The following is a 25,497-nucleotide window of genomic DNA, read 5'->3' on the forward strand; positions in this document are numbered from 1 at the left end:
CGCGCAACACTCGCGCGTGTGTGTTGGTTTTTTGAGAAGACACGCTGACTTAGGTTGAAGTCAACTTAGACACAAAGGAATGCGCGATGGGTTTGCTTGTAGACGGCACATGGACCGACCAGTGGTATGACACCAAATCACATGGGGGCAAGTTTGTGCGCTCGGCGGCACAGTTCCGCAATTGGATCACCGCTGATGGCAGTGCCGGGCCAAGTGGCAAAGGTGGATTTAAAGCAGAGAGCGGACGGTATCACCTCTATGTGTCCTACGCCTGCCCCTGGGCGCATCGCACGCTGATCTTTCGCAAACTGAAAGGTCTGGAAGAGCACATCACCGTGTCCGCAGTACATCCCGATATGTTCAGCGAGGGCTGGACCTTTGAGACGGACGATCATGGTGCAACCGGCGACACGCTCTATGGTCTAGCGTTTGCCCACAACGTCTACACCAAGGCGGACCCGACCTATTCCGGCCGTGTGACCGTGCCGATCCTATGGGATAAGCAGCAGAAAACCATCGTGAGCAACGAAAGCTCCGAGATCATCCGCATGTTCAACAACGCCTTTGACGAGCTCACCGGCAACAAGTTGGACTTTTGGCCTGAAGGCCAACGCGCGGACATCGAAGAGGTCAATGAGCGAATCTACGACACGCTCAACAATGGGGTCTACAAAAGTGGGTTTGCCACCACGCAGGAGGCTTATGACGCCGCTATCTATCCGTTGTTTGACACTTTGGAGTGGCTGGAAGACCGGCTGTCGCAGAACCGTTATCTGATGGGGGATCAGATTACCGAGGCGGACTGGCGGTTGTTCACCACGTTGATCCGCTTTGATCCGGTCTATCACCTGCATTTCAAATGTAACCGGAAGCGGATTGTGGATTACCCTAACCTCTGGGCCTACTCACGTGAGCTCTATCAGGTGCCCGGCGTGGCGGAGACGGTGAACTTCAAACACATCGTGGACCACTATCTGCGCAGCCACACCAGCATCAATCCTCATCAGATTGTGCCGATCAATCCGGTGATTGACTATGACGCGCCACACGGGCGCGGCTGATTGAGCAAATCCCCCCTGCGCAGGCAAGAAGGCTTGCGCAGAGAACATCAAGTGCGGTACGCGCGCCTTAAGCGAAAACAGGTGCCGCCATGACCAATTCAAAGATATCCTCGGTGACGCAAACTCCACGCGACCACGGCGGTGGGATCGATGCGGCCATCGCCCAATGGGGCGGCACTCGCGACAGCTGGCTGGACCTGTCGACAGGCATCAATCCGGTGCCCTACCCGGTTGGCGATTTCCCAGCGGACGCTTGGACGGCTTTGCCCGACAAAGGCGCGCAGGTGGCGTTGATTTCAGCCGCGCGGGCGTTTTGGAAGGTGCCCGAGGAACTGGCGATTTTGGCCGCGCCCGGCGCCTCGGCATTGATTGCCCGTATTCCAGCTTTGGCCGCAACTGGCCGCGTGGATATTCCGACCCCAACCTACAATGAACATGCCGCCGCCTTTGAAGCCCAAGGGTGGGATATCACGTCAGACACGCCAGATGCACGGGTGCTGGTGCATCCCAACAACCCGACCGGGCGACTTTGGTCGGCTGCGGATTTGACGGCGCCTTTGATGGTGATTGACGAGAGCTTCTGTGACATATGCCCCGAGGCAAGCTTGATCGCAAAGGCGCGCCACCCCGGACGCCTTGTGCTCAAGAGCTTTGGCAAATTCTGGGGATTGGCCGGGGCGCGGCTTGGCTTTGCCATTGGCGATCCTGCGTTGATTGCCAAATTGGCGGATTTTATCGGGCCTTGGGCCGTGTCCGGTCCAGCGTTGAGCCTTGGCACGCAAGCGTTGCGAGACGAGGCATGGGCGACCGAAACTCGAGCGCGTTTGGCAGAGGATGCGAAACGATTGGATGCGTTGCTGAGGTCCAATGGGGCCGAGGTTGCGGGCGGTACGGACTTGTTCCGTTTGTATGACGTAGACGATGCTGCTGTGTGGCAAGGCAAACTCGCGCAGTCCCATGTGTGGTCCCGCATTTTCCCTTACTCCAAGACCTACCTGCGCCTTGGATTGCCCGCTCCGGACCGATGGGCCCAATTGGAGGCCGCGCTATGAGCACAGCAGGCATTCTGGTAGGCGCGCTATTGCTCGACGCCGTATTTGGCGAGCCACGCTGGCTGTGGCAGCGGGTGCCACATCCTGCGGTGCTCATGGGCAAGCTTATTGGCCGCTCGGATCGCGACTACAACAATGGGATCAACCGCAAGGCCAAAGGTGTGATTGTTGTGATCGCGCTGGTTCTGGCGGCTTGGGTGCTGGGTGGTGTCCTCACCCTATTTGGCTGGCTGCCGCAGATGCTCTTGGCCGCCGTGCTGTTGGCGCAGCGCTCGTTGGTGCAGCATGTGCAGGCGGTTGGGGATGCCTTGCGGCAATCGTTGGGGGATGGGCGCATGATGGTCGGTCGCATTGTCAGCCGAGACACAAAGGCGATGGATCAAAGCGCTGTGGCTCGCTCCGCAATTGAGAGCGGTGCCGAGAACCTGAGTGACGGGGTGATCGCGCCCGCGTTTTGGTTCCTGATTGGAGGCCTGCCGGGGTTGCTGATCTACAAGATTGTGAATACCGCCGACAGTATGATCGGCTACAAAACCGAACGCCACAAAGACTTTGGCTGGGCGGCAGCGAGGCTGGATGATGTGCTCAACTGGGTGCCTGCCCGGCTCACCGCCATGCTGATTGCGGCGACACATGCCGGATTGGGACAATGGCAGGCCATCAAGGCCGATGCCAAACTGCACCGCTCGCCCAACGCGGGCTGGCCGGAATCCGCCATGGCGCGGGCGCTGGGTGTGGCTGTGGCTGGGCCACGCTCCTATGATGGCGTGATGCAGGACTTTCCTTATGTGAACCCGCAGGGACGCAAGGCACTCGCGCCCGTTGATGTGGATGCCTGTTGTCGGGCGCTGTGGCTGACATGGGCCGCAGGATTGGCGGTGGTTGTGGTTCTCGCGATCCTCTAGGCGCTTGCTCGCACGTCAGGCTCTGGCTATGTCTGGAGCAATCATTTTGTCCACGAGGGTATTTGAATGCGTCTTTTGCCAGCGCTGACCGCGGCGTTCCTGACCGTCAGCACAGCCACCACCGCTGCCGCGCAATGCGGCGGATCTTTTAACAGCTTTGTCAACGGCTTGAAGAAAGAAGCCCTGTCCAAAGGCTATTCCAAAGGCACGGTGGACAAGTTCTTTGCCAGCGCGCGACAGGACCCGAAAACCATCAAGGCAGACCGCTCCCAAGGCGTGTTCCAGATGCCGTTTCTGGATTTTTCCCAGCGGCTGATCAGCCAGAACCGGATTGATGTGGGCCGCAAAAAGGCCAAGCAATATGCGTCGACCTTTGACCGCATCGAGCGTCAATACGGCGTGTCGCGCGGCGTGCTTTTGGCGTTTTGGGCGTTTGAAACCGACTACGGCGCGTTCCAAGGCGATTTCAACACGTTGAACTCTTTGGTAACCTTGGCGCATGATTGCCGCCGTCCCGAGCTTTTCCGTCCGCAGGTATTTGCGGCGCTGGAGCTCTACAAGCGCGGCAACTTCAGCCCGACCAAGACCACCGGCGCCTGGGCCGGGGAAATTGGCATGGTGCAGATGCTGCCGGCGGACATCATTGAAAACGGTGTGGATGGCGATGGCGACGGCAAAGTTAGCCACAAAACCTCTCCGCAGGATGCGCTGATGTCCGGCGGCAAAATGCTGTCTCATCTCGGCTGGCGCAAGAACGAGCCCTGGCTGCAGGAGGTTGTGGTGCCTAGTAATCTGGACTGGTCTAAGTCCGGTCTCGACACCACCCTGCCCGCCAATCAATGGGCAAAAATGGGTGTGAAACCACGCGAGGGCAAACTTGCCAACTTGCCCGCCTCGCTGCTGCTGCCACAGGGGCGCAAGGGTCCGGCGTTTTTGGCCTATCCAAACTACAGCGTGTATTTTGAGTGGAACAAAAGCTTCGTCTACGTGACTACGGCGGCCTATTTTGCCAACCGTCTGGAAGGCAAGGCGCGCTACAATGCGGGCAACCCGGACACGGGCCTGTCCGGCAACCAGATGAAACAACTGCAGAAAAAGCTAAAAGCACGCGGGCATGATGTTGGCAAGGTGGACGGCATCCTGGGCAAACTGACCCGCCGCGCGGTTCAGGCAGAGCAAGTGCGCCTCGGCCTGCCAGCGGACGCCTGGCCTACGCCACAGTTGTTGAACGCGCTGTGAGTTTGGAAAACCTGCGCCCGCAGTACCACTTTCGAGAGGTTGGCGGGCGTATGCACATCTGGGACGTACGCAAGCTGCTGCAGCGGGCTGTCACCCTGCCCGTTATTGACATCGCGCTGAGCGACATCCAGGAGCTGGAAGAAAGCTATTGGTTTGACGCCACCAAGCAACCCGCAACCTGCCGCGCCATAGGCGACCATATAAAACTGGTGCAGGCAGCAGACCTGGCTTACCCGATCTTACTCTGCGCAGACCGCCGCGTGATGGATGGCATGCACCGGGTGGTGAAGGCCTATGTGGCGGGGCACGCCAGCATAACGGCGCGGCAACTCCCCCTGACGCCACCGCCAGATTTCATCGACGTGTCGCCTGATGATCTGCCTTATGAATGAGCTTCGATCGCGCGTACGGGAAACCGCAGGCCATCTGCGGTCTGCATCACCAGGCGTCCGCCGTTCTCCACAATCCGGTCACAGCGCTCCACGCCGGTGACAAAGGTCACACAAACCACACTGTCATCGGTAACTTTCCAATGGCCATACCAAGTCCCCCCTTCGCCATAGGTGTATTGATACTGCCCATTGCGCTCAAACACCGAACGGCCGTCGTCATAGAACACCAAAGTCTGGCCAGACAACTGCGCAGAAAGCCCTGCCACATCAAACGGCCTATCGCCGCTTTGCCCTTTCCAATCTTGCGCCACACTGCTGGTCGCCGTAAACAGCAGCCCCAAAATCATCCCTATCCGCATCACGCACCTCCTGCCCCACCCTAGGCGGCGGCACGCTCACCTGCGCGTCACAATGCAGTGACTGCTTCTCCTTCCAGAAATATCCCGGGGAGGAGGCCCACACCGTGGGCCGGAGGGGCTGGCCCCTCTGCCTTAGGCCACCAAAGTTTCCGCCGCTTTGAGGTCCACAGAGACCAACTGGCTCACACCCTGCTCGACCATGGTCACCCCAAACAATCGGTCCATGCGCGCCATGGTCACCGCGTGGTGGGTGATGATCAAAAAACGTGTGTTGGTGCGACGGCACATCTCGTCCAGAAGGTCACAAAACCGCGTCACGTTGGCATCATCCAACGGCGCGTCGACCTCGTCGAGCACACAGATTGGCGCCGGGTTGGCCAGGAACACCGCAAAAATCAGCGCCATGGCGGTCAGGGTCTGTTCGCCACCGGAAAGCAATGACAGCGTGCTGAGTTTCTTGCCAGGCGGCTGACACATGATTTCCAAGCCTGCTTCCAGTGGATCATCACTTTCCACCAGCACCAGATTGGCTTCCCCCCCGCCAAAGAGGTGGCGGAACAACAGTGAGAAGTTCGAGTTCACCTGTTCAAAAGCCGTCAGGAGGCGTTCGCGCCCTTCTTTGTTCAGGCTGGCAATACCGCTGCGCAGGGTGCGAATGGCCTCTTCAAGATCCGCCTTTTCGCTGACCAGCGCGTCGTGCTCTTCCTGTACTTCTTTGATGTCTTCTTCGGCGCGCAGGTTTACTGCGCCAAGGCTGTCGCGCTGGCGCTTCAGGCGGTTCACGTCGTTTTCGACCGTTTCGGAATCCGGCATTTTGTCCGGATCCACATCCAACCGCTCCAAAAGCTGCGCCGGATTGACCTCCTGCTCTTCCATGATGCGCTCAGCCGCATAGGTCACGGTTTCGCGGGCCGCATCGGCGCGGGCCTCAGAGCGGGCGCGCGCTTCGCGGGCTTCGCTGGCCAAGCGTTCCGCGTCGCGCTCATTATGCTCTGCTTCGCGTAGCGCCGCCTCGGCCTCGGCCAGCACATCCGCTGCGGCCTTGCGACGCTCTTCGGCAGCCTCGATGGCTTCGGTCAGCTCTTCGCGTTTGGCGGCGATTTCTTCGGGTGCCGCGCCGGCTTCGATCAGCTCTTCTTCCGAGGCGTCTTTGCGCTCGGCCAGCTCATTCATGCGTTTTTCAGCGGTTTCAAGGCGGTGACGCCAGCCGCTGATTTCTTTCATGACCTCTTGCGTGCGCTTAAGGCGGGCTTCGCCTTCGCGGCGCAATTCGTCATGGGCAGAGCGGCGGGACATCATCATGATGCGCGCGCCTTCGACGGTCATCTTGATATCCTCAACTTCCTGGCGGGCGGCATCAAGATCACCAAGGTCCGACAGCGCACGCTCTGCTTCCTGCAGCTGCTGACGCGCGGCCATGGCCTCTTCTTCGTGGCGGGTCACCGCCAAGCCAAGGCTTTCCAAACGCCCTTCTGCGAGATTGCGGTCCGCCTCGGCGCGGGACAGCGCGCGGTTGGCATCAGCCACAGCGCGATCGGCGGCGCGGCGGGCTTCGCGGGCAGATTGGTCGACATTGGCAAGTTCGCGCAGACGGGTTTGCAAGGCCTCATGCGCATCAACCGCGCCGTCTGCACGGGCAGTGGCACGCGCCATGGCTTGCTTAAGCTCTTCCAACCGGTTGAGCTGTTGCAGGCGCAGGGCGGCCGCGCTTGGCGCGTCTTCGGCCCAAGCGCGGTAGCCATCCCAGCGCCAGAGGTCGCCTTCTAGAGAAACCAGCCGCTGACCCGGTTTCAGGAGCGGTTGCAGAGACAGCGCGTCTTCATTGGCAACCAAACCAATCTGGCTCATGCGGCGTTCGAGCACCTCGGGCACGGACACGTGTTGCACCAGAGAGGTCACCCCCTCGGGCAGCGGTTGCACGTCACCATATTGCGGCAGCACGTACCAGCCGGAGGGGCCGTCTTCTTCCACCTCTGGCGCGCGCAGATCATCGGCTAGGGCTGCGCCCAGCGCTTTCTCAAAACCTTGCTGCACTTGCAGACGATCCAGGATTTGCCCGCCTTCAGCCGTATCGCGCTCCACCAGCTTGGCCAGCGCGGTGGTTTCCGCCCGCAGAGCGTTCAACTCGCCTTCCGCTTCGGAACGCTCGGCGCGAGCGTCCGCCTCACGCGATTGGGTTTCGGCGCGCTCTTCTTCGACCTCGGCAAGGCGTTCTTCGGCATCTTGGGCGGCCTCTATCGCCTCCGCCTCTGATTCGCGCGACAGCTCCAACTCTTCGGCGGCGCGCTCCAAAGCTTCTTTGGACTCCGCCACCGCTGCGCGGGCTTTCTCGGCCTCAGCTTCGCTTTTGTCCTGCGTCTTTTGGCTATCATCCAAAAGGCGCTGTGCTGATTGGTGGCGGGCGGCAAGACGAGCCACATCTTCCGTCAGCTGCGACAGCTCCGCTTCACGTTCCTGCAGCACGCTGGCAGCCTCACGGCTTTCATCAGACGCCGCTTCAAGCTTCTCTTCTTGGCCTTCACCGGCTTTGGCAAGCTCGCGCTGTTCCCACTCAAGCCGTTCGATGGTGTCTTCCGCGTCGCGGTTTAGACCAGCCTCGCGCTCCATGTCGCGACCCAGTTGCAGGATGCGATTTTTAAGCGTCTCGATGATTTGCAGCGCATGGGATTCCTGATCGTTGAGGCTGTCGCGTTGCACTTGCAGACGTTGTAGCACCGCGGAGGCGATGGCCTCTTCTTCGCGCTTGCCGGGCAGGACTTCGTCGCGTTCTTGGCGGGTCTTCGCGGCGGCACGCGCCAGAACTTCCGCCTGCGCGGCCTGCGTGGTGCGCGTTTTGAGTTCCTCGTCAGCCGCGGCGCGGGCGTCATCGGCTTCGCGCCAACGGCGGTAAAGCAACATGCCTTCGGCCTGACGCAGTTCATCGCCAATGGCGCGGTAGCGGGCCGCTTGACGGGCTTGGCGCGACAGTTGCGCCAACTGGCTGGCCAATTGCTCGATCACATCGTCCACGCGGGCAAGGTTGGTCTCGGCGCCTTTGAGTTTCAATTCGGCTTCGTGGCGGCGTTGATACAGACCGGAGATACCCGCCGCCTCTTCGAGAATACGACGGCGCGCTTTGGGTTTGGCGTTGATCAGCTCGGCAATCTGGCCCTGGCGCACAAGCGCGGGGGAATGCGCCCCGGTAGAGGCATCGGCAAACAACATCTGCACATCACGGGCACGGACGTCTTTGGCGTTCACCTTATAGGCGCTGCCGACGTCCCGCGTGATGCGGCGTACAATTTCGAGCGCGTCGTCATCGTTAAAGCCTGCGGGCGCGAGGCGTTCAGAGTTGTCAATTTGCAGAGACACTTCGGCAAAGTTGCGCGCCGGGCGGGTGGAGGCGCCGGCGAAGATCACATCTTCCATGCCGCCGCCCCGCATCGCCTTGGGGCGGTTCTCCCCCATGACCCAGCGCAATGCTTCCAGCAGGTTGGACTTGCCACAGCCGTTTGGCCCCACAACGCCGGTCAAACCATCGGCGATGATCAGGTCGGTGGGGTCCACGAAGCTTTTGAAGCCTGTCAGTCTGAGTTTGGAAAAGCGCAAATTGCGGCGGGTCCTGTGATTCCTTTTTGGTTAAGGAAGTCTGCAAAGGGCTCTTGTGGTGAGTCAACGGCAAACCACAGGATATGGATTTAACCCCCAAGTTATCCACAAGATATTGCCAGATTGGGGAGGTCGCTTTGCTTACGGATCGATCTTGAGTGACATGGAGATGTAAACAGAGCTCTGCGCTGCCTCAGATGTAATGCCTATTTTTTAATCAAATTCGGAAAACGATGCCGCCTTAAACGGCCTTTCAGGACGCGACGGCTGGACAGCGTCTAGCCGCGCTGACACATCTTTGACCAAACGATCAACGGGAAGACGTCATGAGCGATATTAAAGTTGTTCCAGGCAATCCGCGCGATGCGCAGGCCACGGCGCTTTTGCAGGCAAGCCACGCCTTGATGCAGGATCTGTTCAGCGCAGAAGACAATCACTTCCTGTCGATTGACGAGTTGTGCGTGCCGTCCGTGAGTTTTTTCGTGGCCAAGGAGGGCGACACATCTCTGGGCTGCGTGGCCTTGGCCAACAAGGGCGACTACGCCGAGATCAAATCAATGTTTGTCGATCCAAAGGCGCGCGGCAAAGGCATTGCGCATGAGTTGATGCAGGCGATTGAAGTCGAGGCGCGGGCACAGGGACTTGCCGAGGTGAAGCTGGAAACCGGCGACACGTTGCATCAGGCGCACAGCCTGTACCGGGCGCATGGCTACAAGGATTGTGGTCCGTTTGGGGAGTACGAAGAGAGCCCGGCGTCGCTGTTCATGACCAAAACACTGGCCTGATCGCTCTTATCGCTAGGGCTTGCACGTTGGCGCACTGCGTGGTCAAATTATGTGACCAGTTACGCGGGGCCATTTTCTATGCCATTTCAAAAAGTTCAGCCGGAAAAACTTTCCACCTCGGTGGTACGCCAGATTGAGCTGTTGATTTTGCGCGGTATTTTGCGGCCCGGCGAGAGACTGCCTGCGGAACGCGAGCTGAGTGATCGGCTCGGCGTGTCCCGGCCAAGTCTGCGCGAAGCAATTGCTACTTTGCAGGACAAGGGCCTGTTGACCTCCAAAGCCGGCGCTGGGATTTTTGTAGCCGATGTGCTCGGCAGCGCTTTTTCCGAAGCTTTGGTGCAGTTGTTTTCGGCCCATGATGAGGCGGTGTTTGACTACATTGCCTTCCGGCGCGACATGGAAGGTCTGGCAGCAGAACGCGCGGCGACCTTGGCCAGCGACACGGATTTGCAAGTGATCCAAGCGGTGTTTGACAAGATGGAAGCCGCGCACCCGAAGCGCAATCCGTCTGATGAGGCGCAGTTGGATGCGGATTTTCACCTCGCCATCATTGAAGCAAGCCACAATGTGATCATGCTGCATATGATGCGGTCGATGTATCAATTGCTGCGCGAAGGCGTGTTTTACAACCGAATGATTATGTTCAAGCAGCGTACCACCCGGGGAGAGCTATTGGAGCAGCACCGGGCGATCAATACCGCGTTGCAGGCGCGCGATGCCGAAGCCTCTCGCAAAGCGGTGATTGAACATCTGGATTACGTGGAAACCGCGCTGACCAACTTCAAAAAGTCCACGCAGAACGAAGCGATTGCCAAACAGCGCTATGAGCATGAATTGAGCCGCTAAGCGCGGCTCAAACTTCAGGCTGCGTAATCCAGCTGCACGTTGAGCAGATCCACGTCTTCGGCGGTCATGTTTTCTAAGATCACGGCCGGTTCCTGATCCAGCGTCACCATCGAGCCATCCACCGTGTGGGACCCGGACAGCAGGATGGTGATGGTTTCGGTGTCAGCATCATAGCTGGCTTCCCACTCCATGACCGCGTCATTGCCAAAATCGCTGGCGGCAAATGTGACGGTCTCGGTGGCTGCGTCGAGATCAGAAATCACCACTTCTTCACGGTTATCGTCAAACTCAAAAGCGACGGTGAACGCATCCGCTCCATCGCCCCCTTCAAGTGTATCGCCATTGTCGCCCACCAGCACATCATCGCCAAAACCGCCGCCAAGCATGTCGGCCGCGCTGTCAGCAAGGGTTGGGTGCGTGCCATTCACCGTGTCGTTGCCGGTGCCGCCAAGCAACGTGTCGGCGCCCTCAAAGTCGCGCAGCACATCATTGCCGGAACCGCCACGCACGAGATCGTCGCCACCGTTCTCAAAGCCTAGGCCGTCCAAACCCAGTTCTTCGACAAGTGTCGCGTCATAGATGTCGTTTCCACTGCCCATGGCAAGTGTGTCGTCACCAATACCGCCCGAGATCGTGTCGGCGCCTGCGCCCCCGAGAATGGAGTCTACCCCGTCTCCGCCGCTGATGCCGTCGCCACTTGCCCCACCGTGTAAGGTGTCATCTCCAGCGCCGCCATGGAGCCAATCTTCGCCATTATTACCGCGCAAGTCGTCGTCTCCAGCGCCACCGGTGAAGGTGTCGCTGCCGTCCTCGCCTTCAAAGGTGTCATCGCCATCGGAAAGGAGCACAGCCTCTGACACATCAAGCACTTGCTCCGGGCTGTCGTCGCTATCGTCGGTTTCAGTTTCCGCGTCATCGGGCTGGTTTATGGCGTCCAGGTCCGGCTCTTCAAAGCCAGTCAAAACATCGGCGACCATGCCAACGCCAAAGATCGCGGTTAATGCCAAAAGGGCCAACATTGCTCTTGTCCTCACACAAAACTCTAACGGCTTTGGTAAGAGGCTATTAACCAAGTTTGACCGGATTGAGGCAGGCGTGTGCTGCTTTCTGGTCCGCGCCAGCGCAACAAAAAAAGGCCGCCGAAGCGACCTTTCTACACGTAATATCTTCCGATCAGGCTTTGTCTGTTCCGACATTCTCCGCAAAAGCTTTCTCGAACTCCTTTTGCTTTTCGGGGCTCGCGTCGGTTTGGTAGTTGGCCTTCCACTCGTCCATGGTCATGCCATAGAAGATTTCGCGGGCTTCGGTCTTGTCCATGTCGATGCCACGCTCATTGGCGGCTTCCTGATACCAGCGCGACAGGCAATTGCGGCAAAATCCCGCGAGGTTCATCATATCGATGTTCTGAACGTCGGTGCGTTTCTCCATCAGGTGCTCACGCAGAGTGCGGAAAGCGGCCGCTTCGAGTTCGATCTGAGTTTGCTTATCCATGGCTGTCCTCCGGAGGCAATTGCGTTGCGCAATGGGTAGCAACCGGAGGGGCGTTGGGCAAGCGCGTCACATGATCGTGAGAGCGAGCCAAGGCACCAGAGCGAAGACAAAAATCAACAGCTTGTAGGTGCCGAGCCACTGGAAATAGAGCGGCGCAAGCGTGTCTTTCTCAACCCCAGTGATCCGCGCATGCACGTCCGCGACCCAGCCGCGCAGGCCATAGATCATGACGGTGGCAAAAAGCAGGACACCGATGTGAATGACGGCCATCCATCCAAAGAAGGCAGTTAGGGTTGCTTGGGTCATGTCAGCCTCCTTTCAGCTGTTGTTTTTCCCACTCCATATATGGGGACCGCCGCCCCCTTTCGCCAGAGCTCGTGTATGGGATTTCGAGCCAAAGCAAATGATTTATAAGCCAGAATTTGCCAACGTGCTTTGCAGAATGGGCGCGAGCCGTTCTGCCCAGGCGTTCTGGCCCTCTGGTGTGTCGATTTCGTCGTGACGCAGCTCGATCAAAGCATTCAAACGACCTGGCTGGAGCGCGTGTTGATCGATGCTGTCGCCGGGCAGCCAGCCGTTGTAGGGCTCGTTGTCACCCACTGTCAGATCACTCTCCTGCTCCAGCTCGGCTATCAGCGCCTTGCCAAACCTATCTTCTTTCGGAGCATGCAACACACCAATTTCCCAAGGGCGCGGTGCGCGGCCGTTGAGCTTGGGAGAGAAGCTGTGCATGGCGATGATCACCACATCTTCGCGCTCTGCGGCCAGACTTTCGAGTGCGTTATGGTAAGGCTGATAATGCGTGGCTCTGCGGCGCTCGATTTCCGCATCATCTACGTCGCGATTTCCGGGAATGATCGTGCCGTCATAAAGCCGCATGACCAGCGTCGGGTCATCTGCCCCGCGGTTTGGGTCGATACATAGGCGGGACCAGTTGGCGCAAATCACTGGCGCATCCAACAGCTCGCCGAGGCTCAAAGACGTGCCGCGTGCGCCCACATCATAAGCGATGTGTCGGGACATGTCGGTGGGATCAAGACCCAGGTCCCCGCCGTTGATGTCCTCTGGCACAAAATTGGCGGCATGGTCCACGGTGATCAGCCAACGCGAGCGGCGCTCTGCGCCATATATGGAAAACGGTGTATATGTCATGTGCGTGTCATTGCTTTCTGCTCAGACTTAGGTCAGTTGTGGCGCAAAGTGAATTGGGTACAGGTTCACCTTGTATTTGTTAGCGTTAACATGTAGCAGGTGACACGCAAGGTGCCTTCAGGTCATTTCCTGAATAGCCAGACGAGCAAAGGCAAAGAAAGACGGATCATGAGACGACTGAGAAACGTGAAAATCGTGGCCACATTGGGCCCAGCTTCCGAAACCTACGACATGATCCGCAGCCTGCATGAAGCCGGGGCAGATGTGTTCCGTCTGAACATGAGCCACGGCAGCCATGACGAGATCCGCGAAAAACACCGCATCATCCGTCAGGTCGAGAAAGATCTGCAGAGCCCGATCGCAATTCTGGCCGACCTTCAGGGACCAAAACTGCGGGTGGGTGTGTTTGCCAACGGCGAAGAAGAGCTGGTGGACGGCGCGAAGTTCCGCCTCGACCTTGATCCTGCAGAAGGCGACGTAAACCGCGTATGTCTGCCGCACCCTGAGATTTTTGCCGCACTGAAAGACGGCGCCAACCTGCTGGTCAACGATGGCAAGATCCGCCTGAAAGTTGAAAGCTGTGGCGACGACTTCGCCAACTGTGTGGTGACCACCGGCGGCACCATCTCCAACCGCAAGGGCGTAAACGTGCCAGACGTTGTTTTGCCGCTGGCGGCCCTGTCCGAAAAAGACCGCGACGATCTGGAGTTTGTCTGTGGTCTGGGTGTGGACTGGCTGGCGCTCTCCTTTGTGCAGCGTGCCGAAGACGTCCAAGAAGCCCGCGAACTATCACAAGGCCGCGCAGCGATTCTGTCCAAGATCGAAAAACCTGCAGCCGTAGAAGCCTTTGACGAAATCCTTGCCGCGTCCGATGGTATTATGGTGGCCCGTGGCGATCTGGGTGTGGAGCTGCCGGTCAGTGCCGTGCCCCCAATCCAGAAGCGCCTGGTGCGCAAGTGTCGCAATGTCGCCAAGCCGGTGATTGTGGCGACCCAGATGCTGGAAAGCATGATTGAAAGCCCAATGCCCACCCGCGCCGAAGTGAGCGACGTGGCGACGGCAATCTATGAAGGCTCTGACGCCATCATGCTGTCGGCGGAATCAGCGGCAGGCAGCTTCCCGATTGAAGCCGTGACCACGATGAACAATGTGGCCATCGAAGTGGAAAGCGACCCGACCTATCGCGAGATCATTGAAGCCAGCCGTAGCGCTCCGCGCTCCGGTGTGGCAGACGCGATCGTTGTAGCCGCGCGCGAGATTGCCGAAACCACACAGGTTGCAGCTATCTGCTGCTTTAGCCAATCCGGCACAACAGCACTGCTGATCGCCCGCGAACGCCCTCGTGTGCCAATCATCGCAATGACCAGCCTACGTGGCACTGCGCGCCGCCTGGCGCTGAGCTGGGGCACCAATTGTGTGATCTCATCCAATGTCAGCCGCTTTAAAATGGCGGTTGTGGCCTCGGCACGCGCGGCGCGCGATCTTGGCTACGCCGAGGAGCAGGATCAGATTGTTGTGACTGCCGGTCTGCCGTTCAACGTGCCCGGCACCACCAACATTCTGCGAGTCTCTCCCTGTGACGAGCGTTTGATTTTCAACCTCGAGTCGGAGTAGCGTCGGCCGAAAGGGCATCCCTCAAGAAGGGCCAAGGGCAGGCATGGCAACAGACTATCTGATCACAGTTGGATTGATTGTGGGGTTGTTCTCCATACCCGCCATGCTCGCCGCCTATGCTGACAACCGCTTTCCACGCAATGCCATGGGGGCGTTTATCCTGTCGGCGGCGGTGATTGCCATCGCCATCATCCAAAATCCGGCACGCTACAGCGTGGCGGATTTGCCAAATGTGGTGATCCGAGTAATTGCGGACATCATCCACTAGAAACCCCACAAAAATGAGTCGATTAGGCCTTGCGTGCCTGATCTATGCGCTCTATACGGCGCCTCTATTCGCGCGACCGGCTGGATGGCATGCCGAGTCGCGTTTGTCACCGACCGAATACAAAGGAGACGGAAATGCCTAAGATGAAGACCAAGTCGAGCGCCAAAAAGCGCTTCAAGGTCACTGCCTCTGGCAAAGTGAAAGCCGGCCAAGCCGGTAAGCGCCACGGCATGATCAAACGCACCAACAAATTCCTGCGTGACGCACGCGGCACCACCACGCTGTCCGCACCGGACGCGAAGATCGTCAAGGGCTTCATGCCCTACGACCGCTAAGAGGAGATTGAGATATGTCCCGCGTTAAAGGTGGTACCGTAACCCACGCCCGTCACAAAAAAGTCGTCAAGGCCGCAAAAGGCTACTACGGCCGTCGCAAGAACACCTTCAAGGTCGCGCGTCAGGCAGTTGATAAGGCGAACCAGTATGCAACACGTGACCGTAAGAATCGGAAGCGTAATTTCCGTGCGCTCTGGATCCAGCGTATCAACGCTGCCGTGCGCGCCCACGACGAAGCCCTGACCTACTCCCGCTTCATCAACGGCCTGAACCTGGCCGGCATTGAAGTGGACCGTAAGGTTCTGGCTGACCTGGCCGTACATGAGCCAGCCGCGTTCAACGCGATTGTGGATCAGGCGAAAGCGGCGCTGGCAGCCTAAGCCACGTCGTTTCAAAGATGAGAGAAGCCCGTGCCTTTGGCGCGGGCTTTTTCTTTTGCGCCCAGGCCAAAGAGAGAACGTCAAGCGGCCTTAGAGCGCACAAAATGAGAACAAAGGAAAAACAGGTTACGTTTTATTTACCACTCCACCCCCATGATGCCACCACGGCGTGTGTTTGCCGCGAGATGTTACCAGTGATTTGGAGGTTAGAATGGCCCGTATCAGCGAGCTGCATTATTCCAATGCCTATGCGCAGCGTTCCGGAGTTGAGGAGTTTTTGGAAGTCGCCTTGGCGTTTGACGAAGACCCTGGCGATTTTGTGGTATCCTTTTATCAGGCGGACGGCACAGTTGGCATTGAGATCCCCCTGACCCACCCGGATGTGTTGGCCTCCATTGATCCGGACACAAACGAGCAGGTCCTGGTGATTTCTGCCTCGCATTTTCCCATCCTGCTGACCGATCCGGACGGGCGCGGCGCGGGTAACTACGAAGCCTATGCGTTGACCAACAGCGGTACAGGCGAGGTGGTAGACTTCTACGACATTGGCGGTGGCACACAGAACATCCTCGCTATTGACGGCGCGGCCGCGGGCGCCACGTCCGAAAACCTATCAGTGCTGGCGTCGCCCAACAGCACCACAACCAGCATCCAGTTCAACCAACCAACTCCGGACCAGCGCAGCGATGCTGCCGTTGGCGCCGGTGATACCGGGGTGGCATGTTTTGTCGAAGGCACCCGCATCCGCACCGAGGTTGGCTATCAGCTCATCGACACATTGAGCGAAGGTGATTTGATCTGGACACGTGACAATGGGTTGCAGCCGGTGCGCTGGATCGGGCGGCGCACGGTGCCGGGCAGCGGGAAATATGCGCCGGTTCAAATTGCGCCGGAGACCTTTGGCGCGATCAAGCCGCATCAGGTCTCCCAAAACCACCGCATGCTGATCACCGGCTGGCGGGCGCAGCTGCTGTTTGGTGAGGACGAAATTCTGGTGCCGGCAAAAGCGCTGGTGGACGACTGCGACGTGCGGATTTGTGAGTGTGATCGGGTCACCTATTACCACCTGTTGTTTGACGACCATCAGATCATCAGCGGGGACGGTGTATTGAGCGAGAGCTTCTTCCCGGGCAACGAGGCGATGAAAGCCGTCGATTGCGGCACCCAACGGGAGATGTTTGCCCTGTTTCCCGAACTGGCCACTGGGGTTCTGGTGCAAACCCAAACCGCGCGGCCGGTGGCACCCGCAAGCCTTGGCCCCCTGTTGATGCGCAATTGATCCAACAGAGGGGCGTTTGCAAGGCGCGCCCCTCTGCGCGCTTGCAATCAAGGGGCCGTATGATAGGAGGTCTGCGGTAATTTCTCATCTGGGGACGGCCCTGTCATGGACGAACTGCGCACCAAATATCTAGACGCCATTGCCGCTGCGGCAGACGAAGCCGCGCTTGAAGAGCTGCGCGTGCAGGCCGTGGGCAAGAAAGGCGAAGTCAGCCTGAAAATGCGCGAGCTGGGCAAGATGACCCCGGAAGAACGCCAGGTTGCAGGCCCAGCGCTCAACGCGCTCAAAAACGAAATCAACTCTGCTTTGGCCGCCAAAAAAGTGGCGCTTGCGGATGCAGCGCTGGACGCGCGCCTGGCCACGGAATGGCTGGACGTAACGTTGCCAGCGCGCAACCGTCGTGTCGGCACCATCCACCCGATCAGCCAAGTGACCGAAGAGGTCACAGCGATCTTTGCCGATATGGGCTTTGCCGTGGCCGAAGGTCCGCAGATCGAGACCGATTGGTATAACTTTGACGCACTCAACATTCCGGGCCACCACCCAGCGCGCGCGGAGATGGACACGTTTTACACCCACCGTGCCGAAGGTGACGAGCGCCCGCCGCATGTGCTGCGTACGCACACCAGCCCGGTGCAAATCCGGTCGATGGAAAAAACCGGCGCGCCGATCCGCATCATCTGTCCAGGTCGCGTATACCGCGCGGACTATGACCAGACCCACACGCCGATGTTCCACCAGGTCGAAGGTCTTGCTTTGGGCAAGGACATCTCCATGGCAAACCTCAAGTGGGTGCTTGAAGAGTTTTTCTCCGCCTTCTTTGGCACCGACGTCAAAACCCGCTTCCGCGCGTCGCACTTCCCGTTCACAGAGCCCTCCGCCGAAGTGGACATCCAGTGCAGCTGGGAAGGTGGCACTGTGAAAGTTGGCGAAGGCGACGATTGGCTCGAAGTGCTGGGCTCCGGCATGGTGCACCCGAACGTGCTCAAGGCGGGCGGGATCGACCCCGATGAGTATCAGGGCTTTGCCTTCGGCATGGGCATCGACCGTCTGGCGATGCTGAAATATGGCATCCCGGACCTACGTGCCTTCTTTGACAGCGACCTGCGCTGGCTGCGCCACTATGGCTTTGCCTCACTGGACCAGCCGACCCTGCACGGCGGCCTGAACCGATAATTTTCTGGGCATCTCGGCTTCACCGGAAGCGCCTAGATGCCCAATGACGCTTTAGAACAAGCGAAAAGGAATTCGCTATGAAATTCACTCTTTCCTGGTTGAAAGACCACCTTGAGACCGACGCAAGCGTTGACGAGATTGTCGAGGCGCTGACCGACCTTGGCCTTGAGGTTGAGGATGTTTCCAACCCGGCACAGCGGCTGGCCGACTTTACCCTGGGAAAAGTGGTGCACGCCGAACAGCACCCGGATGCCGACAAACTGCGGGTTTGCACCGTGGCGACCGACGAAGGGGAGCTGCAAATCATCTGTGGCGCGCCCAATGCGCGCGAAGGCATCACCGTCGTGGTGTGTAAGCCAGGCATGTATATTCCCGGACTGGATATCACCATTTCCGTGGGCAAGATCCGCGGCGTGGAAAGCTTTGGCATGATGGCGTCTGAGCGTGAGCTGGAGCTGTCTGATGAGCATGACGGCATCATCGAGCTGCCATCCGGCGAGGTCGGCGACAAGTTTGTCGACTGGCTGGCGCAAAACGATCCGTCCAAGGTCGACACAATGATCGAGATTGCGATCACGCCGAACCGTCCAGATGCGCTGGGTGTGCGTGGCATTGCGCTTGATCTGGCGGCGCGTGGGCTGGGCAAAATGAAGCCTGCCAAGACCGCCACCATCGAAGGTGGCTATGAGAGCCCGATCACCGTGAGCATTGATGAATCTGCGGCCACCGATGGCTGTGAGGTCTTCGCTGGCCGGTTGATCAAAGGTGTGAAAAACGTCCCGTCCCCGCAGTGGCTGCAGGACCGTCTGAAGGCCATTGGCCTGCGTCCGATTTCTGCGCTGGTGGACATCACCAACTTCTTCACCTTTGACCGCAACCGCCCGCTGCACGTGTTTGATGCGGACAAAGTCAAAGGCGACCTTGTGGTTCATCGCGCCAAAGGCGGAGAGACCCTCGTGGGTCTGGACGAGAAAGAATACACTTTCAACGAAGGGATGGTTGTCATCTCCGACGACGAATGTGTGGAATCCATCGGCGGCATCATGGGTGGCCTGGCCACCGGCTGTACCGAAGAAACCACCAATGTCTTCCTTGAGGCCGCTGTGTGGGACCACATTCAGATCGCCTACACGGGCCGTGGTTTGAAGATCAATTCCGACGCGCGCTACCGTAATGAACGCGGCATTGATCCGGCCTACAACATGCAGGCGATGGATGACGCGACACAGATGATCATCGATCTTTGCGGCGGCGAGCCGTCCAACCTCGTGACCGCTGGTGCCGTACCGGATGTGGCGCGTGCCTATAAGCTCGACACCGACCGTGTTCAGTCGCTTGTGGGCATGGAAATCCCTGCTGAAACGCAGGTTGCCACATTGGAAGCGCTGGGTTTTACCATCGAAGGTGACATGGCCCATGTACCAAGCTGGCGCCCTGATGTGCGTGGCTCTGCCGATCTGGTGGAAGAAGTTGCGCGTGTGGCGTCACTGACCAAGCTTGAAGGCAAGCCGCTGCCACGCACCTCTGCTGGTGTGCCGGAGCAAATCCTGTCTCCGATGCAGAAACGCGAGCAGATTGCGCGCCGCACAACGGCGGCACTGGGCTACAACGAATGTGTGACCTACAGCTTCATCGACAAGGCGGCGGCTGAGCTGTTTGGCGGTGGATCGGATGCAACCATGTTGGAAAACCCGATCTCCAGCGAGATGAGCCACATGCGTCCATCCCTGCTGCCGGGCCTCCTGCAAGCGGCAGCCCGTAACCAAGCGCGTGGCTTCATGGACATGGCGCTGTTTGAATGTGGTGCAGTGTTCCACGGCGGTGAGCCAGGTGAGCAAGAAAACCTGCTGACCGGCATTCTGGTGGGCCGCACCGTGGGCAAGGACATCCATGGCGAGAGCCGTGGCGTCGACATTTATGACGCCAAGGCGGACATGGAAGCGGTAATGAGCGCGCTCGGTGCGCCCGCTAAGCTGACCTACAACCGCGGTGTCAACGGTTGGTGGCATCCGGGCCGCAGCGCAAAAGTGGGTCTGGGTCCGAAGAAAATCCTCGGCGCCTTCGGCGAAATCCACCCGAAAGTGCTTGATGCGTTGAACGTGAAAGGTCCTGTGGTGGCGTTCGCAATCCACACCGCAGAGATCCCGATGCCACGCAAGAAATCTGCGTCCAAAGGCGCTGTGACCATGGCGGACCTGCAGGCGGTGGAGCGTGACTTTGCCTTTGTGGTGGACGCGGATGTCGAGGCCGTGAACGTGGTCAACGCAGCCGCAGGTGCGGACAAAAACCTGATCGCAGATGTGCGCATCTTTGACGAGTTCATTGGCGGCGCTCTGGGTGAGGGCAAGAAATCCCTTGCGATCACAGTACGCCTGCAGCCCACAGAGAAGACGCTCAAGGAAGCGGATATCGAGGCAGTGGCAACCAAGATTGTTGAGAAAGTCAGCAAGGCCACCGGCGGTACCCTGCGTGGCTGACGCCGCTCTGCCGCGACTGGCACGGGCCGAGGAGGCCCCTGCCATCGCGCGGCTGATTGATGCAGCGTATCACCCCTATCGTGATCAAGGAATAACGCTGCCGGATGTGTCCGGCGGCGTTTCTGATTCCATTGCCGCCGGACAGGTCTGGGTCATGGACGACCTGTCAGGCGTGCTAATGCTCACAACAGTAACACCAACAGCGCATCTGATGAATGTTGCGGTATCGCCCGATGCGCGTGGACGTGGGATTGGCGGCCAATTGATCCGATGGGCGCTTGAGTTGGCCCAAGCGGCAGGCTGCACGGAGATTGCTTTAGCGACCCACGTAGACATGCCCGACAACGTCGCGCTCTATACCCACCTTGGTTGGCGGGAGACCGAGCGGGACGCGACCCGCGTGATGATGGTGCGGCCGCTGCCTTAAGCTTCGGTGAGATGCTCGGCCAGGGCGTCAAAAACCAATCGAATGCGCCGGCTGGTGTGTAGTTCACGATGCGTGGTGAGCCAGATCGGGAACACAATTGGGGCGAGGTCCGGAAGGACACGCTCGATGCCCGGGGTGGCTTCGGCGACATCGTCGGCCATTGGGGAAATGCCGAATCCCTGCCTGCACAATTCCCAAGCCACAAGACCACTGTCAGAGCCTGTGCGGAAGTTGTCGATGTCTATCGGGAAGCCCATTGGCTTGAGATATTCAAGCATGCGCGGCACATCACCGGACCCAACAAAATCATGCTGGGCCAGCTCGTCAACAGTTTGCGGGCGCCCGCGAAAGTCGAGGTAGTCTTTGGAAGCATAGAAATAGCCTTTGGCTTCGCGCACCAATCGCGCAATCAAATCCGGCTGTTCCGGACGCACGTGGCGAATGGCTATATCTGCCTCACGCCGCATGAGGTCTTGCACATCATCCGAGGCGACCACCTCAATGACCAACTTCGGGGCTTTGGCGCGCAGGTCTTTTAGAATCGGGGGTAGCAGATGCACTGAGTAGACATCAGACGCGGTGATCGCGACGCGGCCTTCGATGTCCTGATTCTGACCTGAAGCCACAAGTGCCACACGATCCGCAGCTGCGCGCATTGCACGCACATGTTCCAGCAACTCGCCCCCAGCGACAGTAAGTTCTAACGACCGCCCCACCCGCTCAAACAGCATGATGCCAAGATCTTCTTCCAAGGCAGCCACTTGTCGGCCTAAAGTGGGCTGCGTGAGGTTCAGCTTGCGCGCAGCCGCAGACAGCGAGCCCTCTTCTGCCGTCGTCAAAAAGGCGCGGATGTGGTTCCAGTCAAAGGTGCCATTTGGATCAATCATGCAAATACGTATAACAACACTGCGAATTTCGGCAATTTATATCGCATTCACGCATGGGTAAGCTCATCCTCGAAAGGAGAAAGACCATGCAAGCAGCAGCGAAGTTTTGGGATGGTGTGGCGCAGAAATACGCCAAATCCGCCATCAGTGATATGCAGGCGTATGAGTATACGCTGGGCCGGACACGGTCATACCTCAAGGAAAGTGACGTGGTGATAGAGTTGGGCTGTGGCACAGCTTCCACCGCCATCAAGCTGGCCGATGCGGTGGCGGAGATGGTGGCCACGGATGTGTCCGGGGGCATGTTGGAAGTAGGCCGCGAACGGGTCAGCGAAGCGGGCGCCAAGAATATCCGGTTGGTGCAGGCCACGCCGGAAAGCGCGCCGGAAGGTCCGTTTGACGTGGTGATGGCGCACAACCTGATCCACCTTTTGGAAGACGGCGACATCGCCATGGCCGAAGTCGCCAAGCGGGTCAAACCGGGCGGGCTGTTCATTTCAAAGACGCCCTGCCTGAGCGAGAACATGCGGTCGATCAAATTCCGGATGCTCAAAACCGCGATCCCGCTGATGCAGTTTTTTGGCAAGGCGCCGTTTGTGCGGTTCTTCTCGATTGCCGAGCTGGAACGCTCTGTCACCGACGCTGGCTTTCGCATCATTGAAAGCGGCAACTTTCCGGCAGATCCGCCAAGCCGCTACCTTGTGGCGCGCAAGCTTTGACGCGCGGGATTTGAAACTGCTTCAAGTCGTGAGGGATTGGAGCACGGCGCCGGACAGGTTATGACCTTGCGCAAGCAAGAGAGGATACCCCATGAGCCTAAACGTCTACCTGTCCGGCGAAATTCACACCGATTGGCGCGAGCAGATCATCGCAGGCGCCGCCGATCTGGATGTGACCTTTAACAGCCCTGTGACCGATCACGCAGCTTCTGATGATTGTGGCGTGGCTATTCTGGGCGCGGAAGACAACAAGTATTGGCATGACCACAAAGGCGCGATGGTGAACGCCATTCGCACCCGCAAAGGCATTGAAGATGCGGATGTGGTTGTGGTGCGTTTTGGCGAGAAGTACCGCCAATGGAACGCCGCCTTTGACGCGGGGTATGCGGCAGCGCTTGGCAAATCGATCATTGTCCTGTCGATGCCGGATCAGCAGCACGCGCTTAAGGAAGTACATGCGGCAGCCCTGGCCGTGGCGGAGGAGCCAGCGCAAGTGGTGCAAATTCTGCGCTACGTGCTCACAAGCCAGTTGCCAAACAGCTGACCTGCGCTGCGCGCTTACGTCGCGTTAGACTTGCTTGGTGAAATTGCCCCCTCCTAGGCTAAGAGTCAGCACAGGAGGGCGGCATGGAATTTGACTATATCATCGTCGGCGGAGGGTCCGCCGGATGCGTTTTGGCCGCGCGCCTCAGTGAAGATCCGCACACCAAAGTATGTTTGGTGGAGGCCGGCGGCAAAGGCGAGGATATTTTCATCCGCGCCCCAGCCTTGATTGCCGCGATGATTTCCGGGCGCCCCAAGATCAACAATTGGGCGCTCAAAACTGTACCCCAAAAGCAACTGAACAACCGGCGAGGGTTTCAGCCTCGCGGCAAGGCCCTGGGCGGCAGTTCCGCAATCAACGCCATGCTCTATGTGCGCGGGCACAAAGCTGACTATGACGAATGGGCGCAGCTTGGTTGTGAAGGTTGGGACTGGGAGAGCGTGCTTCCCTATTTCAAGAAATCCGAAGGCAATCAGCGTGGTGCGGATGGCCTGCATGGCGACGGTGGTCCGTTGCAAGTGGGCGATCAGGCTGAGCCGCGCGCCATCAATGACGCTTTTATCGCGGCCTGCAATGCGCACCAGATCCGGAGCAATGAAGATTTCAATGGCCCCGAACAGGAAGGCGCCGGGCACTATCAGGTGACGCAGTTTTTTGACGGCGACCACAAAGGCGAACGCTGCTCCGCTGCGGCAGCATATTTGCGGGAAAACCTGCATCGGCCCAACTTGACCGTCTACACAAAGACCCAAGCGCGGCGGGTTGTGATGACCAAAGGGCGCGCCACGGGCCTTGAGATAAGGCGCAATGGCACTGTTGAGACGCTCCAGGCGCGCAAAGAAGTGATCCTGTCCTCTGGGGCCTTTGGCTCGCCACAACTCTTGTTGCTGTCCGGTATCGGCCCGCGTGAAGAAGTGGAAAAGCACGGTATCGAACTTGTGCATGACCTGCCGGGTGTTGGGCAAAACCTTCAGGACCACCTTGATCACATATTAAGCTACCGCAACAAGAAGAAAGACACCGTGGGCCTGACACCTTCGGGTTTGGCGAAGATGACCAAGGCAGCGCTGCGATGGCGCAAGACGGGGACCGGTCTGTTTGCCTCGCCCTTTGCCGAGAGCGGCGCGTTTTTCAAAACCGATCCCGCGTTGGACCGCCCGGACATCCAACTGCATTTTGTCGTGGGGATTGTGGATGATCACAATCGCAAGATGCACATGCCCTATGGCTATAGCTGCCATGTCTGCGTGTTGCGCCCGCACAGTCGCGGAACCGTCACCCTACGCTCAGCCGATCCGGCCAAGCCGCCGAAGATTGACCCGAAGTTCCTGGAGGATGAGCGCGATTTTCAGGTGATGAAAAAAGCGGTCAAGACGCTGGACAGCATCATGGAAGACAGTGCGCTCGAAGCTTGGCGTGGGGCGCGCTACTACAAACACGACGGCTCGGACGCAGCTTGGGAAGCAGACATTCGTGCGCGGGCCGACACGATTTACCATCCGGTCGGCACCTGTAAAATGGGCACGGATGACAAGGCGGTGGTGGACAACCAATGCCGCGTCTATGGCGTCGAAGGACTGCGGGTGGTGGATGCCTCAGTCATGCCACGGCTGATAGGCGGCAATACCAACGCGCCCACGATCATGATCGGCGAAAAGATCGCCGACGCCATACGATCCGGCCACTAAGAAGGGGGAGCCGAGGCTCCCCCAAATTGATTTAGGCAGGCACGGCTGGTGTTTTCAGACCAACTTGTACGGCTGGACGTGCGAGGAACCGCTCCAGATAGGCGTTCACGTTGGGGTAATTGTCCCAGCCAACCGCCTCCTTTGCACCATAGTAATCCAAGGCGCGCAGCCACGGTGCGGTTGCGATGTCCGCAATCGAGTAGCTGCCAGTGATCCAGTCGCGGCCTTCCAGCTGTTTTTCCAGCACGGACAGCAACCGTTTGGCCTCATTCTGATAGCGTTCGCGTGGACGCGGGTCTTCGATTTCGGCTCCGGCAAATTTGGTGAAGAAGCCAAGCTGGCCAAACATCGGGCCAACACCTGCCATCTGGAACATGACCCACTGGATGGCTTCGTACTTCTCGGACGGCGTGTTACCGATCAGCTTGCCGGTCTTCTCCGCCAGGTAAATCAGGATGGCGCCGCTCTCAAACAGGCTCAGCGGCTGACCATCTGGACCGTTTGGATCAATGATGGCCGGAATTTTGTTGTTGGGGTTTAACGCCAAAAACTCCGGGCTTTTGACATCTGCATCGCTCAGCGTCACGAGATGCGCTTCGTAAGGCTGGCCAATTTCTTCTAGCATGATCGAAACCTTCACCCCGTTTGGTGTGGGGAAGGCATAGAGCTGCAGAACGCTTGGATCTTGAGCGGCCCAGCGGCTGTTGATTGGGTGATCGGTGACAGTGGTCATTGTGGCTCTCCTGTTGCGGTCCTAGGGGATAGATAAGCGCTTTTTCCCATCCCGCCAGCGCTCTATACGTGCGATAGGGAGCATGTTACTGTGCATCAGC

Annotated in this window: 26 protein-coding genes; 18 read left to right on the forward strand and 8 right to left on the reverse strand. The window is 58.7% G+C overall.

The window, feature by feature from the left end; all coding sequences use genetic code 11:
• The first annotated feature begins 86 nt into the window (after nt 1-86).
• The 5 genes from SIB38_RS01370 (at nt 87) to SIB38_RS01390 (ending at nt 4,649) form a co-directional block, all read left to right on the forward strand.
• Nucleotides 87-1,061 (forward strand): glutathione S-transferase family protein, encoded by a 975-nt coding sequence (locus tag SIB38_RS01370; RefSeq protein WP_294117033.1) that lies wholly within the window; start codon nt 87-89, stop codon nt 1,059-1,061.
• A gap of 89 nt (nt 1,062-1,150) precedes the next feature.
• The gene (locus SIB38_RS01375) at nt 1,151-2,113 is read left to right on the forward strand and encodes a threonine-phosphate decarboxylase (protein ID WP_412551190.1); all 963 of its coding nucleotides are present in this window, start codon (nt 1,151-1,153) and stop codon (nt 2,111-2,113) included.
• A complete protein-coding gene (gene cbiB, locus SIB38_RS01380) occupies nt 2,110-3,018 on the forward strand; it encodes an adenosylcobinamide-phosphate synthase CbiB (protein ID WP_294117038.1) in 909 nt (302 codons plus the stop codon). Before SIB38_RS01375 ends, cbiB begins: the two co-directional genes overlap by 4 nt.
• A 66-nt stretch (nt 3,019-3,084) precedes the next feature.
• The gene (locus SIB38_RS01385; protein WP_412551191.1) at nt 3,085-4,257 is read left to right on the forward strand and encodes a lytic murein transglycosylase; all 1,173 of its coding nucleotides are present in this window, start codon (nt 3,085-3,087) and stop codon (nt 4,255-4,257) included.
• Complete coding sequence (locus tag SIB38_RS01390) at nt 4,254-4,649, forward strand: hypothetical protein (protein ID WP_294117041.1); 396 nt, start codon at nt 4,254-4,256, stop codon at nt 4,647-4,649. The genes SIB38_RS01385 and SIB38_RS01390 overlap by 4 nt, the downstream gene beginning before the upstream one ends.
• Here the strand turns inward: SIB38_RS01390 and SIB38_RS01395 are convergent.
• Both SIB38_RS01395 and smc read right to left on the reverse strand, forming a co-directional pair.
• Nucleotides 4,640-5,008, reverse strand: a complete 369-nt coding sequence (locus SIB38_RS01395) for a hypothetical protein (protein ID WP_294117043.1) — start codon at nt 5,006-5,008, stop codon at nt 4,640-4,642. The genes SIB38_RS01390 and SIB38_RS01395 overlap by 10 nt on opposite strands.
• Nucleotides 5,009-5,140: 132 nt before the next feature.
• The gene (gene smc / locus SIB38_RS01400; protein ID WP_412551192.1) at nt 5,141-8,596 is read right to left on the reverse strand and encodes a chromosome segregation protein SMC; all 3,456 of its coding nucleotides are present in this window, start codon (nt 8,594-8,596) and stop codon (nt 5,141-5,143) included.
• A 326-nt stretch (nt 8,597-8,922) separates the two neighbouring features.
• Between smc and SIB38_RS01405 the strand changes: the two genes are divergently transcribed.
• The gene (locus SIB38_RS01405; RefSeq protein WP_294117046.1) at nt 8,923-9,381 is read left to right on the forward strand and encodes a GNAT family N-acetyltransferase; all 459 of its coding nucleotides are present in this window, start codon (nt 8,923-8,925) and stop codon (nt 9,379-9,381) included.
• A gap of 78 nt (nt 9,382-9,459) precedes the next feature.
• A complete protein-coding gene (locus SIB38_RS01410; protein ID WP_294117047.1) occupies nt 9,460-10,227 on the forward strand; it encodes a FadR/GntR family transcriptional regulator in 768 nt (255 codons plus the stop codon).
• Between the two features lie 14 nt (nt 10,228-10,241).
• On the opposite strand, the gene SIB38_RS01415 is transcribed toward SIB38_RS01410, so the two are convergent.
• From SIB38_RS01415 to SIB38_RS01430, 4 genes are all read right to left on the reverse strand, one after another.
• The gene (locus SIB38_RS01415; protein ID WP_412551193.1) at nt 10,242-11,246 is read right to left on the reverse strand and encodes a calcium-binding protein; all 1,005 of its coding nucleotides are present in this window, start codon (nt 11,244-11,246) and stop codon (nt 10,242-10,244) included.
• A gap of 154 nt (nt 11,247-11,400) precedes the next feature.
• Nucleotides 11,401-11,718 (reverse strand): DUF1244 domain-containing protein, encoded by a 318-nt coding sequence (locus tag SIB38_RS01420; protein WP_412551194.1) that lies wholly within the window; start codon nt 11,716-11,718, stop codon nt 11,401-11,403.
• A gap of 66 nt (nt 11,719-11,784) precedes the next feature.
• Nucleotides 11,785-12,024 (reverse strand): DUF6868 family protein, encoded by a 240-nt coding sequence (locus SIB38_RS01425; RefSeq protein WP_294117052.1) that lies wholly within the window; start codon nt 12,022-12,024, stop codon nt 11,785-11,787.
• Nucleotides 12,025-12,126: 102 nt separating this feature from the next.
• Nucleotides 12,127-12,870, reverse strand: coding sequence for an N-formylglutamate amidohydrolase (locus SIB38_RS01430; RefSeq protein WP_412551195.1), 744 nt, complete (start codon nt 12,868-12,870; stop codon nt 12,127-12,129).
• Nucleotides 12,871-13,038: 168 nt separating this feature from the next.
• Between SIB38_RS01430 and pyk the strand changes: the two genes are divergently transcribed.
• The 8 genes from pyk to SIB38_RS01470 all read left to right on the forward strand — a co-directional run bounded on the left by pyk (nt 13,039) and on the right by SIB38_RS01470 (nt 20,826).
• Entirely contained in the window at nt 13,039-14,484 is a 1,446-nt protein-coding gene (gene pyk / locus SIB38_RS01435; RefSeq protein WP_412551196.1) for a pyruvate kinase, read from the forward strand.
• Nucleotides 14,485-14,527: 43 nt separating this feature from the next.
• Nucleotides 14,528-14,752 (forward strand): hypothetical protein, encoded by a 225-nt coding sequence (locus tag SIB38_RS01440; RefSeq protein ID WP_412551197.1) that lies wholly within the window; start codon nt 14,528-14,530, stop codon nt 14,750-14,752.
• Between the two features lie 134 nt (nt 14,753-14,886).
• The gene (rpmI, locus tag SIB38_RS01445) at nt 14,887-15,087 is read left to right on the forward strand and encodes a 50S ribosomal protein L35 (protein ID WP_058241085.1); all 201 of its coding nucleotides are present in this window, start codon (nt 14,887-14,889) and stop codon (nt 15,085-15,087) included.
• A gap of 14 nt (nt 15,088-15,101) precedes the next feature.
• On the forward strand, nt 15,102-15,467 hold the full coding sequence (rplT, locus tag SIB38_RS01450) for a 50S ribosomal protein L20 (protein ID WP_168591028.1): 366 nt from the start codon (nt 15,102-15,104) through the stop codon (nt 15,465-15,467).
• A gap of 211 nt (nt 15,468-15,678) precedes the next feature.
• Nucleotides 15,679-16,746 carry a Hint domain-containing protein gene (locus SIB38_RS01455; protein ID WP_412551198.1) on the forward strand — a complete coding sequence of 356 codons (1,068 nt, stop codon included), beginning with the start codon at nt 15,679-15,681 and terminating at the stop codon, nt 16,744-16,746.
• 105 nt (nt 16,747-16,851) lie between these two features.
• Nucleotides 16,852-17,922, forward strand: coding sequence for a phenylalanine--tRNA ligase subunit alpha (gene pheS, locus SIB38_RS01460; RefSeq protein WP_294117071.1), 1,071 nt, complete (start codon nt 16,852-16,854; stop codon nt 17,920-17,922).
• 77 nt (nt 17,923-17,999) lie between these two features.
• Nucleotides 18,000-20,399, forward strand: a complete 2,400-nt coding sequence (pheT, locus tag SIB38_RS01465) for a phenylalanine--tRNA ligase subunit beta (protein WP_412551199.1) — start codon at nt 18,000-18,002, stop codon at nt 20,397-20,399.
• Nucleotides 20,392-20,826 (forward strand): GNAT family N-acetyltransferase, encoded by a 435-nt coding sequence (locus SIB38_RS01470; RefSeq protein ID WP_294117076.1) that lies wholly within the window; start codon nt 20,392-20,394, stop codon nt 20,824-20,826. The genes pheT and SIB38_RS01470 overlap by 8 nt, the downstream gene beginning before the upstream one ends.
• On the opposite strand, the gene SIB38_RS01475 is transcribed toward SIB38_RS01470, so the two are convergent.
• Nucleotides 20,823-21,713 carry a LysR family transcriptional regulator gene (locus SIB38_RS01475; RefSeq protein ID WP_294117079.1) on the reverse strand — a complete coding sequence of 297 codons (891 nt, stop codon included), beginning with the start codon at nt 21,711-21,713 and terminating at the stop codon, nt 20,823-20,825. The genes SIB38_RS01470 and SIB38_RS01475 overlap by 4 nt on opposite strands.
• Before the next feature lie 86 nt (nt 21,714-21,799).
• Here SIB38_RS01475 and SIB38_RS01480 point away from each other — a divergent pair, with 86 nt between their 5' ends.
• The 3 genes from SIB38_RS01480 (at nt 21,800) to SIB38_RS01490 (ending at nt 24,664) form a co-directional block, all read left to right on the forward strand.
• Nucleotides 21,800-22,432, forward strand: coding sequence for a class I SAM-dependent methyltransferase (locus tag SIB38_RS01480; protein WP_412551200.1), 633 nt, complete (start codon nt 21,800-21,802; stop codon nt 22,430-22,432).
• 91 nt (nt 22,433-22,523) lie between these two features.
• Nucleotides 22,524-22,976, forward strand: a complete 453-nt coding sequence (locus tag SIB38_RS01485) for a YtoQ family protein (protein WP_294117084.1) — start codon at nt 22,524-22,526, stop codon at nt 22,974-22,976.
• A gap of 83 nt (nt 22,977-23,059) precedes the next feature.
• Nucleotides 23,060-24,664 carry a GMC family oxidoreductase gene (locus SIB38_RS01490; RefSeq protein ID WP_412551201.1) on the forward strand — a complete coding sequence of 535 codons (1,605 nt, stop codon included), beginning with the start codon at nt 23,060-23,062 and terminating at the stop codon, nt 24,662-24,664.
• 31 nt (nt 24,665-24,695) lie between these two features.
• Here the strand turns inward: SIB38_RS01490 and SIB38_RS01495 are convergent, their stop codons facing one another.
• Nucleotides 24,696-25,397 (reverse strand): glutathione S-transferase family protein, encoded by a 702-nt coding sequence (locus tag SIB38_RS01495; protein ID WP_294117088.1) that lies wholly within the window; start codon nt 25,395-25,397, stop codon nt 24,696-24,698.
• Between the last annotated feature and the right edge of the window lie 100 nt (nt 25,398-25,497).

The organism is Shimia sp. MIT910701, from assembly GCF_047126315.1.
Taxonomy (GTDB): Bacteria; Pseudomonadota; Alphaproteobacteria; order Rhodobacterales; family Rhodobacteraceae; genus Shimia.

Bases quoted from the DNA above. Each gene is read 5' to 3' on its own strand.
- SIB38_RS01370 (WP_294117033.1), top strand. From the start codon at position 87: ATGGGTTTGCTTGTAGACGGCACATGGACCGACCAGTGGTATGACACC.
- SIB38_RS01375 (WP_412551190.1), top strand. From the start codon at position 1,151: ATGACCAATTCAAAGATATCCTCGGTGACGCAAACTCCACGCGACCAC.
- cbiB (WP_294117038.1), top strand. From the start codon at position 2,110: ATGAGCACAGCAGGCATTCTGGTAGGCGCGCTATTGCTCGACGCCGTA.
- SIB38_RS01385 (WP_412551191.1), top strand. From the start codon at position 3,085: ATGCGTCTTTTGCCAGCGCTGACCGCGGCGTTCCTGACCGTCAGCACA.
- SIB38_RS01395 (WP_294117043.1), bottom strand. From the start codon at position 5,008: ATGCGGATAGGGATGATTTTGGGGCTGCTGTTTACGGCGACCAGCAGT.
- SIB38_RS01405 (WP_294117046.1), top strand. From the start codon at position 8,923: ATGAGCGATATTAAAGTTGTTCCAGGCAATCCGCGCGATGCGCAGGCC.
- SIB38_RS01410 (WP_294117047.1), top strand. From the start codon at position 9,460: ATGCCATTTCAAAAAGTTCAGCCGGAAAAACTTTCCACCTCGGTGGTA.
- SIB38_RS01415 (WP_412551193.1), bottom strand. From the start codon at position 11,246: ATGTTGGCCCTTTTGGCATTAACCGCGATCTTTGGCGTTGGCATGGTC.
- SIB38_RS01420 (WP_412551194.1), bottom strand. From the start codon at position 11,718: ATGGATAAGCAAACTCAGATCGAACTCGAAGCGGCCGCTTTCCGCACT.
- SIB38_RS01425 (WP_294117052.1), bottom strand. From the start codon at position 12,024: ATGACCCAAGCAACCCTAACTGCCTTCTTTGGATGGATGGCCGTCATT.
- SIB38_RS01430 (WP_412551195.1), bottom strand. From the start codon at position 12,870: ATGACATATACACCGTTTTCCATATATGGCGCAGAGCGCCGCTCGCGT.
- pyk (WP_412551196.1), top strand. From the start codon at position 13,039: ATGAGACGACTGAGAAACGTGAAAATCGTGGCCACATTGGGCCCAGCT.
- SIB38_RS01440 (WP_412551197.1), top strand. From the start codon at position 14,528: ATGGCAACAGACTATCTGATCACAGTTGGATTGATTGTGGGGTTGTTC.
- rpmI (WP_058241085.1), top strand. From the start codon at position 14,887: ATGCCTAAGATGAAGACCAAGTCGAGCGCCAAAAAGCGCTTCAAGGTC.
- rplT (WP_168591028.1), top strand. From the start codon at position 15,102: ATGTCCCGCGTTAAAGGTGGTACCGTAACCCACGCCCGTCACAAAAAA.
- SIB38_RS01455 (WP_412551198.1), top strand. From the start codon at position 15,679: ATGGCCCGTATCAGCGAGCTGCATTATTCCAATGCCTATGCGCAGCGT.
- pheS (WP_294117071.1), top strand. From the start codon at position 16,852: ATGGACGAACTGCGCACCAAATATCTAGACGCCATTGCCGCTGCGGCA.
- pheT (WP_412551199.1), top strand. From the start codon at position 18,000: ATGAAATTCACTCTTTCCTGGTTGAAAGACCACCTTGAGACCGACGCA.
- SIB38_RS01475 (WP_294117079.1), bottom strand. From the start codon at position 21,713: ATGATTGATCCAAATGGCACCTTTGACTGGAACCACATCCGCGCCTTT.
- SIB38_RS01480 (WP_412551200.1), top strand. From the start codon at position 21,800: ATGCAAGCAGCAGCGAAGTTTTGGGATGGTGTGGCGCAGAAATACGCC.
- SIB38_RS01485 (WP_294117084.1), top strand. From the start codon at position 22,524: ATGAGCCTAAACGTCTACCTGTCCGGCGAAATTCACACCGATTGGCGC.
- SIB38_RS01490 (WP_412551201.1), top strand. From the start codon at position 23,060: ATGGAATTTGACTATATCATCGTCGGCGGAGGGTCCGCCGGATGCGTT.
- SIB38_RS01495 (WP_294117088.1), bottom strand. From the start codon at position 25,397: ATGACCACTGTCACCGATCACCCAATCAACAGCCGCTGGGCCGCTCAA.